The following is a 15,579-nucleotide window of genomic DNA, read 5'->3' as shown; positions in this document are numbered from 1 at the left end:
TTATTTTTCTGGGTGTCCTATGGAAAACTTTTCGGAAGTGGTTGGCATATTCTTTAGCCTGGATAACTTTCTGGCCATCGCCGTAGGTGTGGTGATCGGCGTGGTGGTGGGATCCATCCCTGGTTTAACCGCCACCATGGCGGTGGCCTTGGCACTCCCTTTTACCTTCTCCATGCAGCCAGTTGCCGCTATCCTGCTGTTGGTAGGCATCTATAAGGGTGGGATGTACGGTGGCTCGATTACTGCCATTCTAATCAGAACGCCGGGTTCGCCCGCTTCGGCCTGTACCTTGCTAGACGGCTATCCGATGGCTCAGCAGGGGCATGCAAAAAAAGCGCTAAAGGCTGCGCTTTACTCATCGGTCATTGCCGATTTTATCTCCAACATAGCGTTGATCTTTTTTGCCGCCTACTTGGCCAAAATTGCACTGAACTTCGGGGCTCCCGAATTTTTCTGGCTGATCTGTTTTTCTCTTACCATTATCATCTCGCTAGCCAGCGGCTCTATGATCAAGGGTTTGATGGCAGCGCTGCTAGGTATTTTGTTATCCATGGTAGGGCTGGATGAGGTCTTCGGTTCACAGCGGCTTACCTTCGATAACTACAACTTGATGGACAGCATCTCTTTTATCCCTCTATTGATTGGCCTCTTTGCTATTCCAGAGATTATCGAGTTTTATCGTAAGAAAGCGATCCCGCATATTAAAGCGAAGGCAAGTGGTGCCGGTTTGGCCTTCTCTGAGCTCAAGCGTTGTATGAAAAGTATTGTGCGCGGCAGCTTAATTGGCGTGATTATTGGCGCCATCCCCGGCACCGGGGCGACGGCGGCAGCGTTCATCTCCTACAGCGATGCCCGACGGCGCTCTCCTAACAGAGCAAATTTCGGCAAGGGCGAGGTAGAAGGGGTGGCAGCGGCTGAGGCCGGTAACAATGGCGTTGCCGGGGCGACGCTAATTCCGCTGTTATCGCTCGGTATTCCAGGGGATGTCATCACCGCCATCATCCTGGGGGCTTTTATGGTGCATGGGTTAACGCCTGGCCCGCTTATGTTCCAGGAAAATCTGTCGCTGATCTATGCACTGTTCCTGGGGATTATGTGCAGCTCGGTCATCCTGTTGGTGGTGGGTAACGTTGCCATTAAGTACTTCTCGTTAATTGCTGATATCCCCAAATCAATTCTCTTTCCTATCGTCTTGATGTTCTGTGTTTACGGCGCCTATGCGGTCAATAACGCCACGTTTGACGTGTGGCTGATGCTGGCTTTTGGGGTATTGGGATATATCTTCAATCGTGCCGCCATACCGGCGGCGCCGTTTCTGATTGGCTTCATTCTGGGGCCGATGTTCGAAGACAACCTGCGTCGTTCTCTGCTTATCGGCTCCAATGACCTGTCGATCTTCGTGCGTGGACCGATTACCTGGGCCTTCATTGCGCTGACGGTGGGATCCATCGGCCTGGCGGTTTATCGCTTTGCCGCATCCCGACGTGGCGCGCGGGATAGCACTGACGAGTCACGCCAAAACTGATTTAACCGACCGTCACTCCGCCGCAGACAAACAGCGTCTGGCCGGTAATGAAGCTGCTACGCTCGTCGCAGAAGAAACTTACCGCCTGGGCGACATCCTCGGGCTGGCCCATTCGGCCTAGCGGAATGTTATCGATGATACGTCGGGCGCGCTCAGAGTCGGGCGGGTTGTTCTGCCAGAAGGCGCTGGTGGCGATAGGCCCAGGGGCGACGCAGTTAACGGTAATGCCGTGCTCTGCCAGTTCCAGTGCCCAGGTGCGGGCCATGGATTGCAGCGCGCCTTTGGTGGCGCTGTAGATTGTTCGTGCTTCCTTGCCGAGTACCACACGGCTGGCATTCATGACGATACGCCCCGCTCCCTGTGCCTTCATGGCAGGTAGCATGGCTTGGGTGCAGATCAGCGCTGAGCGCACGTTCAGCTGCATTAATTTATCGAAGTCTTCAAGCGTTGCTTCTTCAAGCAGCGCAGGGGCAACAATACCCACGTTGTTGATTAGGCGGGTCACCGTATAGCGCTTGGCGATGTCTACCATCATCTGGCGTGTAGCGTCGGCGTCTGCAAGGTCGACCTGATAGGCGTCTGCTTGCAAAGAGGCCGCTTCTGGTTCAACGATATCCACTACGATAACGCGATAGCCGTCCTGCTGAAGACGCAGTGAGATGGCTTGGCCGATGTTTCTTGCGCCGCCGGTAACCAAGGCGTAGAGCGGTTGAGAATAGTTGTTTTGATCAGAGGGTTGGCCCATTTTTATTGTCCTTATGTAAGGTAAGCCGTTGGTGTATCAGGATTTAAAACGTTAGTAATCCTAACAGTGACATTAATCCGATGATGAGGCTAAGGGTGAAAAAGGAAGCGATCGTCGCTACCAGCATTGCCGCAGCGCTAACGCCACCTAAACCATAGCGCTGGCCAAACAGGGGGTAAATACTGATCATCGGCGCGGCAGCAAACAGCAAGGCACCGGCCATATAAAGCGGATCAATGCCAGGAACAAAAGAGAAGGCGATGAAGATGAGCAGGGGGTGAATAAGCAGTTTGCCGATGACAATTTGAGCTACGTCGCTCGCCATACCTTTAACCTGCAAGCCAAACAGCGCGCCGCCGATCACAAACAGCGCCGCAGGGCCTGCCGCTTCGGCCAGCATATCGATGGCTTTAAACAGCGGCGCGGGAATATTGATGCCGGAAACGGCCAGGCAAATGCCGATCAGTAAGCCTAATAATACGGGGTTTTTGATGAGACTAAGGGCTGTCTGCTTAACTGTTTTCCATACGCTAGCACCTTGGTGGTTACCCATTTCGGCCAGAATCAGGGCTGCGGGAAGAACCAGCAGGTTTTCAACGAGCATATTGAGCGCTAACAGCACCGCCGCAGGCGAGCCGATGACCATGGCGGCCACAGGATAACCCACAAAGCCGCTATTGGCGGCCGACATGCCGAGTGCCTGCATGGCGCTGGCGTTCAGTGGTTGGCGCTGTAGTTTTAAGCAGAGCAGTAACCCCGCACCGAAAACGGCGATAGAGCCCAGGCCGTACGCCACCAGATAGTTGAGCTTGAAAACCTCTTCCAGAGGCTGCTGGGTGAGCGCGCGGATCACCAGCGCGGGCAGCGCGCAGTAGAGCACAAAGACGCCCACTCCCTGCATCTGTTCGCGCTGGATAATGCCACTCCATCTCGCTATATACCCTAAGCCAATGAGTAGGAATATGGGCGTCGTAATCCCAAGTATAGCGAGCATAGCGGCCTCTTAGCGCATGAAGGCAAATATTTAAGTTCGAATAACGAATAATTGTACGCTATTTCTCTGGCGCTTCATGGCATGGAGTGAGTAGAAGGCGTAACAAGTTGCTCTATGTAGTGCGTACGTAGCGGTATCACCTGCGGATCGATCTGTTCAGGAGCGATACGGTCTGCGGTGAAAAAGCGAAACGCATCCACGCCCTGGAACACAAACAGGTCAACACCCGACAGTGTTTTGGCGCCCGCCTGGTGGGCGGCCTTTAGCAGCTCGGTGTGGGCGGGGATGTAAACCGCATCAAACACCCAGTGCTGAGCACCCAGCCCGGCGGTATCGATGGGGCAGCCGGGGTGATTGATATGGCCAATAGGTGAGCAGTTAACCACGCCCTGCCAATGAGGAAGTTCTCGCTGCGCCTGCTCTGGCGTGATGCACGCCGCTTTAATCCCCATGGCGTTAAGATCACGACTGAGGTTCTCAGCCCGGGTGCTGTCATGTTCAAGAATGTGTATGCAACTAACAGAAAGCTCCCCCAGCGCACACGCCACCGCACGGCCCACGCCACCGGCGCCGATCAGTAGAACCTCACCAGCGGGCTGGCTACCGAATGAGTGGCGGTAGGCGCTGATAAAACCGGTGTAATCGGTGTTTTCAGCGCGCAGCCCCTCAGCGTCAAACAGTAGAGTGTTGGCGGTGCCTACCCGCCGTACGCCTTCACCGCGGATATCGGCGAGCTGTGCGGCTTTTTCCTTGAAGGGGAACGTAACATTGGTGCCCCGGTACCCCTCGTCACGCAGCCTTCGTATCGCGCTGGAAAAATCAAAATCCGTCGCTCCCCGGCTATCGACTAAATCGTAGCGTACCGGCTCGCCCAACGACGCACCCAGGCGCTCGTGCAAATCGGGAGATTGCGATTTAGCAATGCCTTCGCCTACCAGTCCAAGTTTGATCATGTTTGGCTCTCTCCCGAGTCGTGGTTTGGCGTTTCTTGGGCAATACCATCAATTTCCGCTTCCAAGCGCTGCTGCGCGGTGACGCGCACAAAGGCATTCGGCGCGCCCAGCCCTTGGTAACCTTCCCGCTGCACCAACTCAAAGAAGAACGCCTGGCGGCCGGGCTGGGTATACAGCTGATGGAAGTCACCGTCGCTGTCCTGATCAAAGAGGATGTGGTGTTCTTGCATCCATTGCAGGGTTTGCGCCGGTAGGTCGAAGCGCGCGGCCAGGTCGCGGTAGTAGTTACCGGGAATCGGCAGTACCGGTATACCCGCCTGCTGCAGTGCTGCGCTGGTATCGCGCATGGCGTTAGTGCGCAGGGCAACATGATGAACCCCCGAGCCGCCGTATTGGCGTACAAAGCGGTTGCTGGCGGTGTCCGGCGAGGCGCTGGCGTTAAGCGCCAGGCGAAAGCGGCCATTGTAGTTCTGCAGCACCTGGCTCTGGATCAGTCCGCGTGGGTCGGTGACATCGAAAGAGGGCGTTGGCGCCAGCTGGAAAATAGCGCGGTACTGCAGCATCAACGAGAGGTAGTCGTGGTAGGAGAGTGCCACGCTGATGTGGTCGATATCCACCAATGCACCTTGGGGAACCGGCTGTACATCCACAGGGAACTCGCGATCCCAGGTGCGGCTTAGCTGGGAGTCATCAATAATGTAGGAGAGGCTGCCATCCACATTGCGCAGCGCGCTCATGCGGTGGCTGGCGCCCACTTCTTCAGGCTCGACAATAGCGTAGCCAAGTTTGTCTGCACGTTTAAACGCCTCATAGGCATTTGCCACGCGCAGGCCAATCGCCGTTACTGCGGTGGCATCGCGTCCTGGCGTGCGGCCGGTAAAGCTCGATTCGGCATTGAGCACCAGATTGACGTCACCTGCCGCCCAGCGCTCGGCGTTAAGCGTGTGGTGTCGCCCTACGCAGGCCATACCCAGCGCGGTAAGCAGCTCGCGCAGCGAGGCTAAATCGTCAGGCTCAACGGCGATTTCCAAAAAGGCGACCGACTCGATCGGCTGCGGCGCGGGAATGCCGCTGTCGCCCTGCATGCTGCGCAGCAGGTTGTAGGAGCGCAGCCCGTCCCGGGCCGTCTGGTCGCTGTGGCCCATGCGGAAAACATCGTTAAAGATCTCGTGGGAGAGCGGGCCGTCGTAGCGGGTCTCCTCCAGCATGGCCATGAATTTGTCCATCTGCAGCTCGCCCTGGCCGGGGAAGCAGCGGTAGTGGCGGCTCCATGACAGGTGATCCATAGAGAGGCGTGGCGCATCGGCGGTCTGTACTAGAAAGATGCGATCCCCTGGAATGCGGCCAATGGTGCCAAGCTCCGTCTGGCGGGAGAAGATATGGAAGGTATCCAGCACCAGGCCGACATTGGGGTGGGCGGCGCGGCGCACCACTTCCCAGCTGTCCCGGTAGTCGTGAATATGGCGGCCCCAGGCCAGTGCTTCATAGGCCACACGCAGGTGTCGCCGCGCGGCACGCTCGCCCAGCTCATAGTAGTCATCGGCGGCACGGCTCAAACCCGGTAGCGAATCAGGGTGGACGGTACTGCACGCCATCAGCAGATCTGTACCCAGTTCCTCCATCAGGTCGAACTTGTGCTCGGCTCGGTCAAAGGCCCGCAACCGGGCGCGCCCCTGCAGCCCTTCAAAATCACGAAACGGCTGCAGCGTGACCAGCTTTAAGCCCCGCGAGCGAATCAGCTCGCCCGCTTCACGCGGCGTGCCGGCGAAGGCGGTCAAGTCATTTTCAAACAGCTCAAGCCCCTCAAAGCCGGCCTGAGCGATGGCGTCTACCTTCTCTTCCAGCGAGCCGCTTAGGCAAACCGTGGCAATGGATGAGTACATGGCATCACGCTCCTTGCATTGAGAAATATCAGTAACCCGCCAGCCGCGGCAGGAAGGTGACCAGCGCGGGGACGAAGGTAATCAGCAGCAGGATCAAAAACTGCACGCCCAGCATCGGCAGAATGCGGCGGATAATCGGCCCCATACCCACACCGGAAACGGAGTCGGCGACAAACAGGCAGAGCCCCATGGGCGGTGTGATCAGCCCCATCATCAGGTTGAATATCACCACGATGCCGAAATGCAGTGGGTCGATACCCAACGCCATGGCGATGGGATGGAGGATAGGCACGAGCACCAAGATGGCCGCTATACCCTCTAAAAACAGTCCCACCACCAGCAGGAGTAGAATCACGGCGATCAGGAAGGTCCACTGGGTATCGATGCTCATCAGTGCCCACTCGGTGAGCATGTTGGGCACGCGCTCGAACGTTAACACCCAGTTGGCCGCAGCCACTGCGCCCATGATGACCATAATCACCGCGCTGTCGCGCATGGCGCGGGCGAAAATAGCGGGCAGGTTCACCAGTTTGATATTGCGGTAGAGCACCACGCCCAGAAGCAGCGCGTAGACCACGGCAAAGGCCGCCGCCTCTGTCGGGGTAACGATACCGGCAAGAATCGCCCCGACCACGAATACCGGCATGAGGGCGGGCAGCAAACCATGCAGAAGGGCATGGCGGCGTGACTGTTTTTTGGTTTTTGTCGCGCCAAGGTCACCGGCGAAAAAGTAGACGTAGATGGAGAGCCCCAGCGCCAGCAAAAAGCCCGGCACAATACCGGCTAAAAACAGCCCCGGTACCGAGACACCCGACACCGTCAGTGCGTAGATAATCACCGGAATACTGGGTGGAATAATCGGGCCAATCACCGAAGAGGCAGCGGTGAGCGCAGCGGCAAAATCGCGTGGATAGCCCTCTTTCTCCATCGACGGTATAAACACCCGTCCAAGCGCGGAGGTATCGGCAATCGCTGAACCGGAAAGACCGGCAAAAATCACCGAGGCCCAGATATTCACGTGCGCTAACCCGGCTTTCAGGCGGCCGACAATGGCGGTGGCCAGGTTAATAATTCGGTGGGTAATACCCGCTTCGTTCATCAGCTCGCCGGCCAGAATGAACAGCGGGATCGCCAGTAGTGGAAAAGACTCCATGCCGCCGAAAAACTGCTGGGAGACGATACGGATGTGATAGGGCAAATCGCCGGTGCTCATCAGCACCGTCAGCGAACCGAGGATGGCAAAGGCAAACGGCACGCCAAGTAGCACAAGGGCTAAAAGCAGTATAAAAATCATGAGGAGACCTCCTCACTGGTGTGCTGGCTCAAACGCTGAGCGCCCATCACCAGCGCAGAGAGGCTGAGCAGCCCGCCGCCAATTAGCATGGAAGCTTGAAACAGCCACATAGGCATGCCGGTGCTTGATGAGGTGCGGCCACCCCGTGCGGAGATAAACTCAACGGCTGATACCATCAAGCCAATGCCCACCACGAGCACCACCAAGTCGACGGCCACGGCCTGCCAGCGCACCCAGTGCGGCGGCAGTAGACGACGAATAAGGTCAAAGCCGATGTGCTTGTCCTGCAGGTATGCCCAGGACATGCCAAACATCAGGCCGTAAATCATCAAATAGATGGCGGTGTCTTCTCCCCAGGTAATGGAGCCGCCAAAGGTGTAGCGCGCAAAGGCATTGCCTGCGACCAACAGAAAAATCAGCACCATGGCAAGTCCTGCCAAGCTGCCATTGAACAGGATCAGACCTCGGTGTAAGCGGGCGAGGAGAGGAGACATAAGAGCACCTTCAATCGATAGTCAGGCACGCAGGGTCGCGAGTGGGCCATCTAAGGCCCACTCGCAAAGCGCTTTGTTCAGGCGGGGTTTAGAAGCGTGCGGACGCCTCTTCCACTGCGGAAGAGAGACGCTCGATCCACTCTGCATCATCGCCAAGCACTTCGGTCAGGTACGCCTGAACCGGCGGCTGGGCGGCTTCGCGGAAGGCCTCCATCTGTTCAGCGGTAGGCTGGGTGATCTCCATGCCCTCGGCTGCCAGTTTGGTGATCCCCTCGGCTGAGTTGAACTGCTGGATGGCACGGCCGGTGGTGCCAGCGACCACGGCGGCGCGCTTCACCGCGGCTTGTTCCTCTTCGCTAAGCGACTGGAATATCTCATCGTTAATCAACAGGTGATCGACACCGTAAACGTGGCGATCCAGGGTCAAGTAATCCTGAAACTCATAGAAGTTGTTGCCGTAGATCACCGAAATGGGGTTCTCCTGGCCATCGACGACGCCGGTAGCAAGCGCTGTCGGTACTTCACCCCAGGCGATACCCTGAGGCTCACCACCCAAAGCGCTAACCATCTCCAGGTAGAGCGGAATGGTTTGCACGCGGAACTTCAGCCCCTGCATATCCTCAGGCGAATTGATCGGGCGCACGGAGTTGGTGAAGTGGCGGAAGCCCGTTTCGCCGTAAGCCAGCGTGCGTAGGCCGGTCTGTTGCAAGCAGTGCTCGGCCAGTGCGGTACCAAATTCGCCGTCCATTACCTGCCACGCTACTGGCGCTGACGGAAAGGTGTACGGGATATCCGTCACAGCAACCGCCGGGCAGAAATTGGCGTAGGCGCCGGAGACCATCGCAATGCTGATGGTGCCATCCTGGGCGCCTTCAATCAGCTCGGTTTCACCACCTAGCGCTCCAGCGGGGTAGACCTCCACGGTAAGATCAGTTTCGGCTTCCACCAGGTTTTTAAACACCTGACCCGCTGCGCCTTTTTTCGAAGTAGTCCAGTCATCTGGGTCAACGTGGGCGAAGCGAAGCGTTTGGGCGGAAGCATTTGCTGCGGCAATGAGGGTGGCGGCAGCGACGGCTGCCGTCAGCGTGCGCTTCATGGATATTTGTTTTACTGAAAACACTGGAGACATTGTTGTTGTCCTCTTATCGGGCCGTTGTCATGGGGTTTGAAAAAGCCATAAACGATGGCGTGCTTGGCCTTTTCATCCTGTCGTAATCAACAATGTACGAAATGGTACGTTCAGTCAAGCTGTGGCATACTAGACAAAAGACGACCACGACAATAAAAGGCACGCTCTATGACAGCCCCTTCGACCAAGACCAGCCCCCCTGCCACTCGGCGACGGCGCAAAAATGACCCCGAATCCGTGCGCGCCGATATTCTTGCGGTGGCTACCCGGGAATTCTCAGAAAAAGGCCTCTCTGGAGCCCGGATCGATGAGATCGCCGAGAAAACCCGCGCCTCCAAGCGGATGATTTACTACTACTTTAATGATAAAGAGACGCTCTACCTGCACACCCTGGAAGCCGCCTACCAGAAAGTGCGCCTGCAGGAGGCTGAGCTGGATCTTGACCACCTGGCCCCACTTGAGGCGCTTAGTCGGCTGGTGCGGTTTACCTTTTGTCATCACGCCAAAAACCCTGACTTTATTCGCCTGGTAATGATCGAAAATATTCACCATGGCCGCTTTTTGGCGCAGTCAGCGTTGATTCAATCACTCAATGCTGGGGTGATTGATGTGCTCACCAACGTTTATAGCCGCGGTGTCGAGGAGGGGTGTTTTCGCGAAGGCCTGGATCCTCGGGAACTGCACTGGCTGATTAGCGCGCTGTCTTTTTTCAATGTCTCAAACCAGCACACTTTTTCGCGGATTTTTGATTGGCACCAAGCCGCGCCTGAGAATCAGCAAAAATTAGAGGAGCATGTTACCGACATGGTGCTGCGTTACGTGTGCCCTGACTAGCCACGCCTTAATTGCGTGCAAAAGACCGCTCATGTGGATCCGCAAGCGTACCTTTCGAAGTAAGGTGACGTTTGTGAGTTCACACCTACCTAGTTAACGTATAGTTCGAATAGCGAACATGTGTACAAATTTTGTCTTGAGCCCTGCTTATAAGCTATTTTTGAGCTCTGGACAGCGTTAACAGGAAGCCTACCGCCATGCCCTCTGCATTTTTAAAGCACCCTTTCATGAGTCAGCGCGCTGTCGCTGAGTGTGACGACGACGCTATGGTGCGTGCCATGCTGGTCTTTGAGTTGGCTCTGGCCGAGGTTCAGGAAGCCAGCGGAGCCGTACCTGGTGGTGTTAGCCAGCAAATGCGAGAGCAGCTTGAGCACGCCCACTTGTCTGTTGCTGAGATCGCCGAGGGTATCGCCAGCGGTGGCAATGTAGCGATTCCCTTCGTTAAACAGAGCCGTGCGCTGCTCGCCGATGAGCACAAACGCTACTGGCACCAGGGCGCGACCAGCCAGGACGTGGTCGACTCCGCGCTGATGCTGCTGCTTAAGCCACGCTTGGCGGCGCTAGATGAGTTGCTATTGCGCTGCCGTTCGGCGGCGTTAGCACTTATGAATACTCATATCGATACGCCCATGGTGGGGCGCACCCTGATGCAGCAGGCGCTGCCGATCACCTTTGGAGTCAAGGTGGCTCACTGGGCGATTGGCCTGGAGCAGGCGCGCCGCCGTTTAAGCGCTGTTGAGCTACCCGTGCAGTTTGGTGGTGCGGTAGGCGTGCACTCGGGTTGGGACAACCTCGGGCTTGAGTGGATGGATGCGCTTGCCGAGCGTTTAGGCTTGGCGGTACCGGTATTGCCCTGGCATACCGACCGCTACCCGATTCATGCCCTTGGCACTGCGCTGGATGCGGTCGCCGGGGCTGCTGAAAAACTCGCTCTGGATGTGTCGCTGCTGACACAAACCGAAGTCGGCGAAGTGGCCGAGCCCTCGGCGCCGGGGATGGGCGAGTCTTCCTCTATGCCCCATAAGCGTAACCCGGTGCGCTGCGCGCTAATTCGCGGTGCAGCGCGACAAGTGCATGGCCACACCAGTGTATTGATCAACGCCGCCGCCCAGCCGCTGGAGCGTGGACTGGGCGAGTGGCATGCGGAGTGGGCACCGCTCATGGAAGGCGTTTTATTGGTGGAAGGCGCGTTGGAGCAAGTGGCCGTGCTGTTGGAAGGGCTTGAGGTCTACCCCGACAACATGTGGCGCAATCTGGCAGCCACCGGCGGCGGCATTATGGCCGAACCAGTCGCACGTTTGCTGGCGCCTAAACTAGGCGTTGAGAGAGCCAAAGCGATTAGCGCGGAAGCGGCAGAAACCGCACGCCGGGAATCCCGATCTTATGCTGATGTACTTGCCGACCATCCTGAGGTGAAAGGGGACTTTGATGTCGAGGCGTTGCGTAATGCCTGTGACCCTGCTTTATACCTTGGTAGCAGCGCAGTCCAGGTGATGCGTGCCAAAAAATGGCTGGAAGCGCGTTAAGTCTATTTAAAAACAAAACGTTATGTTCAGCTTTGGAGTAGATAGTGGGTTCGGCAAGGGAGTTTGGTGGTCGCCGATGGGTTTGACCCCATTAGCGTTCAGCAGTAGATTGTTCGTATAGAGGATCTATGTTCGCTTAACGAACATCCTGCTAACCGTTAAGAGGCACCCATCATGGCCGAGTTTCTCAGCTTGCATGACGCGGTAGCGCGCTACGTCCAGGACGGCGCCACCGTGGCCATGGAAGGCTTTACCCACCTGATTCCGTTTGCCGCCGGTCACGAAGTGATCCGCCAGAAGAAGCGCGACCTGACGCTGATCCGCATGACCCCGGATATCATCTACGACCAGATGATTGGTGCGGGCTGTGCCAAAAAAGTCATCTTCTCCTGGGGCGGTAACCCCGGCGTGGGTTCACTGCACCGCTTGCGTGATGCGGTTGAGAAAGGCTGGCCGCGCAAGATCGAGATACTTGAGCACAGCCACGCCGCCATGGCCTGCGCGTTTGAAGCGGGTGCAGCCGGTCTTCCGCTGGCAGTTTTTCGCGGCTATATCGGTAGCGAACTGCCCAGCGTGAACGATCAAATCAAATTCATCGAGTGCCCGTTTACCGGTGAGCGCCTGGCCGCTGTACCCTCAGTGCGCCCGGATGTCTCGATCATTCACGCCCAGCGGGCGGATCGTCAGGGTAACGTTCTGGTAGAAGGTATCGTGGGCGTACAGAAAGAGGCGGTACTGGCGGCCAAACACAGTATCGTCACGGTGGAGGAGATCGTCGATGACCTCAACGCCCACCCGAACGCCTGTGTGATTCCCAGCTGGGCCATCAGCGCCATTGCGGTGGCCGAGAAAGGCGCGCTGCCTTCCTACACTCATGGCTATTACGGCCGCAGCAACCGCTTTTATAAAGAGTGGGATGCCATCGCCCGCGATCGCGACACCTTTACCCAGTGGCTCGACGACAACGTCTTTAACGCTGTCCAAAATCATGCAGGGGAGAACAGCTAATGAGTCTCGAATATACCTCTTCTGAAATGATGTCGGTGACCGCTGCGCGGGCGCTGGAAAATGGCATGACCTGCTTTGTAGGTATCGGGTTGCCCTCAGAAGCCGCCAACCTGGCACGGCTGACCCACGCACCGGATGTGGTGCTGATTTATGAGTCCGGCACGCTGCAAACCAAGCCCGATATTCTGCCGCTCTCCATCGGTGACGGTGAGCTGTGCGAATCGGCGCTGACCACCGTAGCGGTGCCGGAGATGTTTCGTTACTGGCTGCAGGGCGGCAAAGTCGACGTGGGCTTTTTAGGCACCGCGCAAATCGACCGCTTTGCTAACCTGAATACCACGCTGATCGGCGATTACAAAGCGCCCAAGGTTCGCCTGCCAGGCGGCGGCGGTGCGCCGGAAATTGCCACCAACGCCGGTGAAGTGTTTATCACCCTGAAACACTCCAAGCGTGCCTTTGTGAAAGATGTCGACTTTGTCACCACCCTAGGCTTTGGCCGCGACGGCAAAGGCCGCGATAACGTACCTAATATCGGCAAAGGCCCCACCCGGGTAATCACCGACCTGTGCGTGATGAAGCCCGACCCGGAAAGCAAAGAGCTGGTAGTGGTGTCACTGCATCCTGGTGTCAGCCGCGAAGACGTGATTGAGGCGACCGGCTGGGAGATTCGCTTTGCCGAACAGCTTGAGAGCACACCAGAGCCCAGCGAAAACGAGCTGACGATTTTACGTGAGCTGAAAGCGCGCACTGAGCGGGCCCACGCGGACGCATAAAGGAGCTATTTATGAGCGATGTTGTGATGCAAGACGTCTTTCTATGTCATCCCCGCCGCACCGCCGTGGGACGCTTTGGTGGAACCCTGGCCAGCGTGCGCCCGGATGATTTCGCCGCGACGATTTTTAAAGCCGTACTGGCAGAAGCGCCGGATCTCGACCCTGCTGCCATTGAAGAAGTCTTTATGGGCTGCGCCAATCAGGCCGGTGAAGATAACCGCAATGTGGCACGGATGTCGTCGCTGCTGGCAGGCATTCCTACCTCCGTGCCCGGCACGACCATGAACCGCCTGTGTGGCTCGGGTATGGACGCAGTGGGTACGGCGTTTCGTGCCATTAAAGCCGGTGAGATGGCGCTGGCGCTGGCGGGTGGTGTGGAGTCCATGTCACGTGCACCCTACGTGATGGGCAAGGCCGACAGCGCCTTCGCCCGCGGGCAAAAGATTGAAGACACCACCATTGGCTGGCGCTTGGTCAACCCGCTGATGAAGAAAACCTACGGCATTGATTCCATGCCGGAAACGGCAGAAAACGTCGCCGAGCAGTTCGCTATCTCTCGTCAAGACCAGGACGCCTTTGCCCTACGCTCCCAGCAGAAAGCCGCTGCCGCTCAAAAGGCGGGGCGTTTTGCACAGGAGATCACTGCCATTGAGATTCCCCGCCGTAAGCAGGAACCGCTGATCTTTGACCAGGATGAGCACCTGCGGGAAACCACCCTGGAAAAACTGGCCGGTTTACCCACTCCTTTCCGGGAGGGCGGCAGCGTTACCGCAGGCAATGCCTCTGGCGTCAACGACGGCGCGGCAGCCATGCTGGTGGCCAGTGAGGCGGCAGTTAAGCAGCATGGCCTAACGCCGATGGCAAAAATTATCGGCATGGCCACCGCTGGCGTTGAGCCACGTATTATGGGCTATGGCCCGGTACCGGCGGTGCAGAAACTGCTCAAGCGCACCGGCATCTCGATGGATGAGATTGATGTATTTGAGTTCAACGAAGCGTTTGCCGCCCAGGCGCTGGCCTGTATGCGCGACTTGGGCCTTAAAGACGATGACCCCCGCGTGAACCCCAACGGCGGCGCGATTGCCCTTGGCCACCCGCTAGGCATGTCCGGTGCGCGTCTGTTAATGACCGCTGCCCATGAGCTGCAAAACAGCGGCAAGCGCTACGCGCTATGTACCATGTGCGTGGGTGTAGGCCAGGGCATTGCCACCCTGATTGAACGCGTTTAACGGAGACCGTCATGGCATTTCATACCATTAACGGCCGCAGTGTGGCTTACCGCCTGCTCGGCGCAGAAGTGAACCCGCTGGTCGTACTGGCGCACCCTTTGGGCATGAGCCAGGCAGTATGGGATGACGTGATTCCCGCACTGCTGCCCCGCTATCGGGTGCTGACCTGGGATCTCCCCGGCCACGGTGCCAGTCAAGCGGTCAGCGGTGCACAAATCACCCCTGCTGACCTAGCGGCGGAGGCATTGGCGCTGGTAGAACTTGCGGGCGCGCAGCGCTTTCACTTTGCCGGTACCTCCATTGGTGGTGTGGTGGGCCAGCAACTGATCGCCGAGCATAGTGATCGCCTGTTCTCCGCTACGCTGACCAACACCGGCGCAGTGATCGGCAACCCAGATCTCTGGAATACCCGTGCAGGGCGAGTGCGCCAGGAAGGCTTGGCGGCCATGTCTGAAGAGATTGTACCGCGCTGGTTTGCCCCAGCAGCCTTTGAGGCAAGCCCCGCGCTGAAAGCGGGCTGGTGCACACAGATGGGCCGTGGCGACGATGAGTCCTACGCCCAACTGTGTGAAATGCTTGGCCGCGATACCTTTACTGGCAAACTCTCAGGTAAGAGAACTAAGTTGCAGCTATTTGGCGGCAGTGAAGATATGGCCACGCCGCCCGCCACGTTGGAAGCCCTGTCTGCGGAACTCGACGGCGCACCGTTGGAGATATTTGACGGTGTGGGTCACGTGCCTTCGGTAGAAGCCCCGGCGCAATTTGCTGAAAAACTACTCGCCGTATTGGCGACTGATTTAGGCGACGTGGCCAATCACGGCGTGGCTTATACCACTGGCTTGGAGACTCGCAAACAGGTATTAGGCGAGGAGCACGTAGCGCGCTCCACCGCTAACGCCAACAGCCTGGATGCGCCCTTTCAGCAGATGATTACCCGCTTAGCCTGGGGCGAGCTGTGGAGCAATGATGATCTCACGCGGCGTGAGCGCAGCATGATCACCACCGGCATTCTCGCCGCCCTCGGCCGGGAAGAGCTAACGCTGCATTTGAAAACCGCCAAGCGTATTGGACTGTCTGAGGCCGAGCTGCGTCAGGTGCTGATGCACGTAGCGATTTACGGCGGCGTACCAGCGGCCAATCACGCCTTTGCCCTCGCCAAAGAGCTGGGTTGGGGCGAGTAGCGAATCAACAT

General features: G+C 57.6%; 14 protein-coding genes. 7 read left to right on the top strand and 7 right to left on the bottom strand.

The window, feature by feature from the left end:
• Window positions 1-19: 19 nt before the first annotated feature.
• Window positions 20-1,525 carry a tripartite tricarboxylate transporter permease gene (locus LMS44_RS23395; RefSeq protein ID WP_009286283.1) on the top strand — a complete coding sequence of 502 codons (1,506 nt, stop codon included), beginning with the start codon at window positions 20-22 and terminating at the stop codon, window positions 1,523-1,525.
• A gap of 1 nt (window position 1,526) precedes the next feature.
• On the opposite strand, the gene LMS44_RS23390 is transcribed toward LMS44_RS23395, so the two are convergent.
• From LMS44_RS23390 to LMS44_RS23360, 7 genes are all read right to left on the bottom strand, one after another.
• Window positions 1,527-2,270, bottom strand: coding sequence for an SDR family NAD(P)-dependent oxidoreductase (locus LMS44_RS23390; RefSeq protein ID WP_039857773.1), 744 nt, complete (start codon window positions 2,268-2,270; stop codon window positions 1,527-1,529).
• A 43-nt stretch (window positions 2,271-2,313) separates the two neighbouring features.
• Window positions 2,314-3,264: an AEC family transporter gene (locus LMS44_RS23385; RefSeq protein ID WP_009286282.1), complete on the bottom strand. Its 951-nt coding sequence runs from the start codon at window positions 3,262-3,264 to the stop codon at window positions 2,314-2,316.
• Between the two features lie 74 nt (window positions 3,265-3,338).
• Complete coding sequence (locus LMS44_RS23380; RefSeq protein ID WP_089691082.1) at window positions 3,339-4,217, bottom strand: shikimate dehydrogenase family protein; 879 nt, start codon at window positions 4,215-4,217, stop codon at window positions 3,339-3,341.
• Window positions 4,214-6,100 carry a bifunctional sugar phosphate isomerase/epimerase/4-hydroxyphenylpyruvate dioxygenase family protein gene (locus LMS44_RS23375; RefSeq protein WP_089691081.1) on the bottom strand — a complete coding sequence of 629 codons (1,887 nt, stop codon included), beginning with the start codon at window positions 6,098-6,100 and terminating at the stop codon, window positions 4,214-4,216. The genes LMS44_RS23380 and LMS44_RS23375 overlap by 4 nt, the downstream gene beginning before the upstream one ends.
• A gap of 28 nt (window positions 6,101-6,128) precedes the next feature.
• Complete coding sequence (locus tag LMS44_RS23370; RefSeq protein ID WP_089691078.1) at window positions 6,129-7,394, bottom strand: TRAP transporter large permease; 1,266 nt, start codon at window positions 7,392-7,394, stop codon at window positions 6,129-6,131.
• On the bottom strand, window positions 7,391-7,888 hold the full coding sequence (locus LMS44_RS23365) for a TRAP transporter small permease (RefSeq protein ID WP_089691077.1): 498 nt from the start codon (window positions 7,886-7,888) through the stop codon (window positions 7,391-7,393). Before LMS44_RS23365 ends, LMS44_RS23370 begins: the two co-directional genes overlap by 4 nt.
• 88 nt (window positions 7,889-7,976) lie before the next feature.
• Window positions 7,977-9,017, bottom strand: coding sequence for a DctP family TRAP transporter solute-binding subunit (locus LMS44_RS23360; protein ID WP_220388301.1), 1,041 nt, complete (start codon window positions 9,015-9,017; stop codon window positions 7,977-7,979).
• A 168-nt stretch (window positions 9,018-9,185) separates the two neighbouring features.
• Here LMS44_RS23360 and LMS44_RS23355 point away from each other — a divergent pair, with 168 nt between their 5' ends.
• The 6 genes from LMS44_RS23355 (at window position 9,186) to LMS44_RS23330 (ending at window position 15,568) form a co-directional block, all read left to right on the top strand.
• Window positions 9,186-9,851 carry a TetR/AcrR family transcriptional regulator gene (locus LMS44_RS23355; RefSeq protein WP_089691076.1) on the top strand — a complete coding sequence of 222 codons (666 nt, stop codon included), beginning with the start codon at window positions 9,186-9,188 and terminating at the stop codon, window positions 9,849-9,851.
• Between the two features lie 227 nt (window positions 9,852-10,078).
• The gene (locus LMS44_RS23350; protein WP_258955961.1) at window positions 10,079-11,377 is read left to right on the top strand and encodes a class-II fumarase/aspartase family protein; all 1,299 of its coding nucleotides are present in this window, start codon (window positions 10,079-10,081) and stop codon (window positions 11,375-11,377) included.
• Between the two features lie 174 nt (window positions 11,378-11,551).
• A complete protein-coding gene (locus LMS44_RS23345; RefSeq protein WP_089691073.1) occupies window positions 11,552-12,385 on the top strand; it encodes a CoA transferase subunit A in 834 nt (277 codons plus the stop codon).
• Window positions 12,385-13,158 carry a CoA-transferase subunit beta gene (locus tag LMS44_RS23340; protein ID WP_089691070.1) on the top strand — a complete coding sequence of 258 codons (774 nt, stop codon included), beginning with the start codon at window positions 12,385-12,387 and terminating at the stop codon, window positions 13,156-13,158. Before LMS44_RS23345 ends, LMS44_RS23340 begins: the two co-directional genes overlap by 1 nt.
• Before the next feature lie 26 nt (window positions 13,159-13,184).
• Window positions 13,185-14,387 (top strand): 3-oxoadipyl-CoA thiolase, encoded by a 1,203-nt coding sequence (gene pcaF, locus LMS44_RS23335; RefSeq protein WP_089691136.1) that lies wholly within the window; start codon window positions 13,185-13,187, stop codon window positions 14,385-14,387.
• An 11-nt stretch (window positions 14,388-14,398) separates the two neighbouring features.
• On the top strand, window positions 14,399-15,568 hold the full coding sequence (locus LMS44_RS23330; RefSeq protein WP_089691068.1) for an alpha/beta fold hydrolase: 1,170 nt from the start codon (window positions 14,399-14,401) through the stop codon (window positions 15,566-15,568).
• The last annotated feature ends 11 nt before the right edge of the window (window positions 15,569-15,579 follow it).

Origin of the sequence: Halomonas profundus (assembly GCF_020865425.1) — a bacterium.
GTDB lineage: Bacteria > Pseudomonadota > Gammaproteobacteria > Pseudomonadales > Halomonadaceae > Vreelandella > Vreelandella titanicae.
This window is presented reverse-complemented; position numbering and strand designations above follow the sequence as displayed.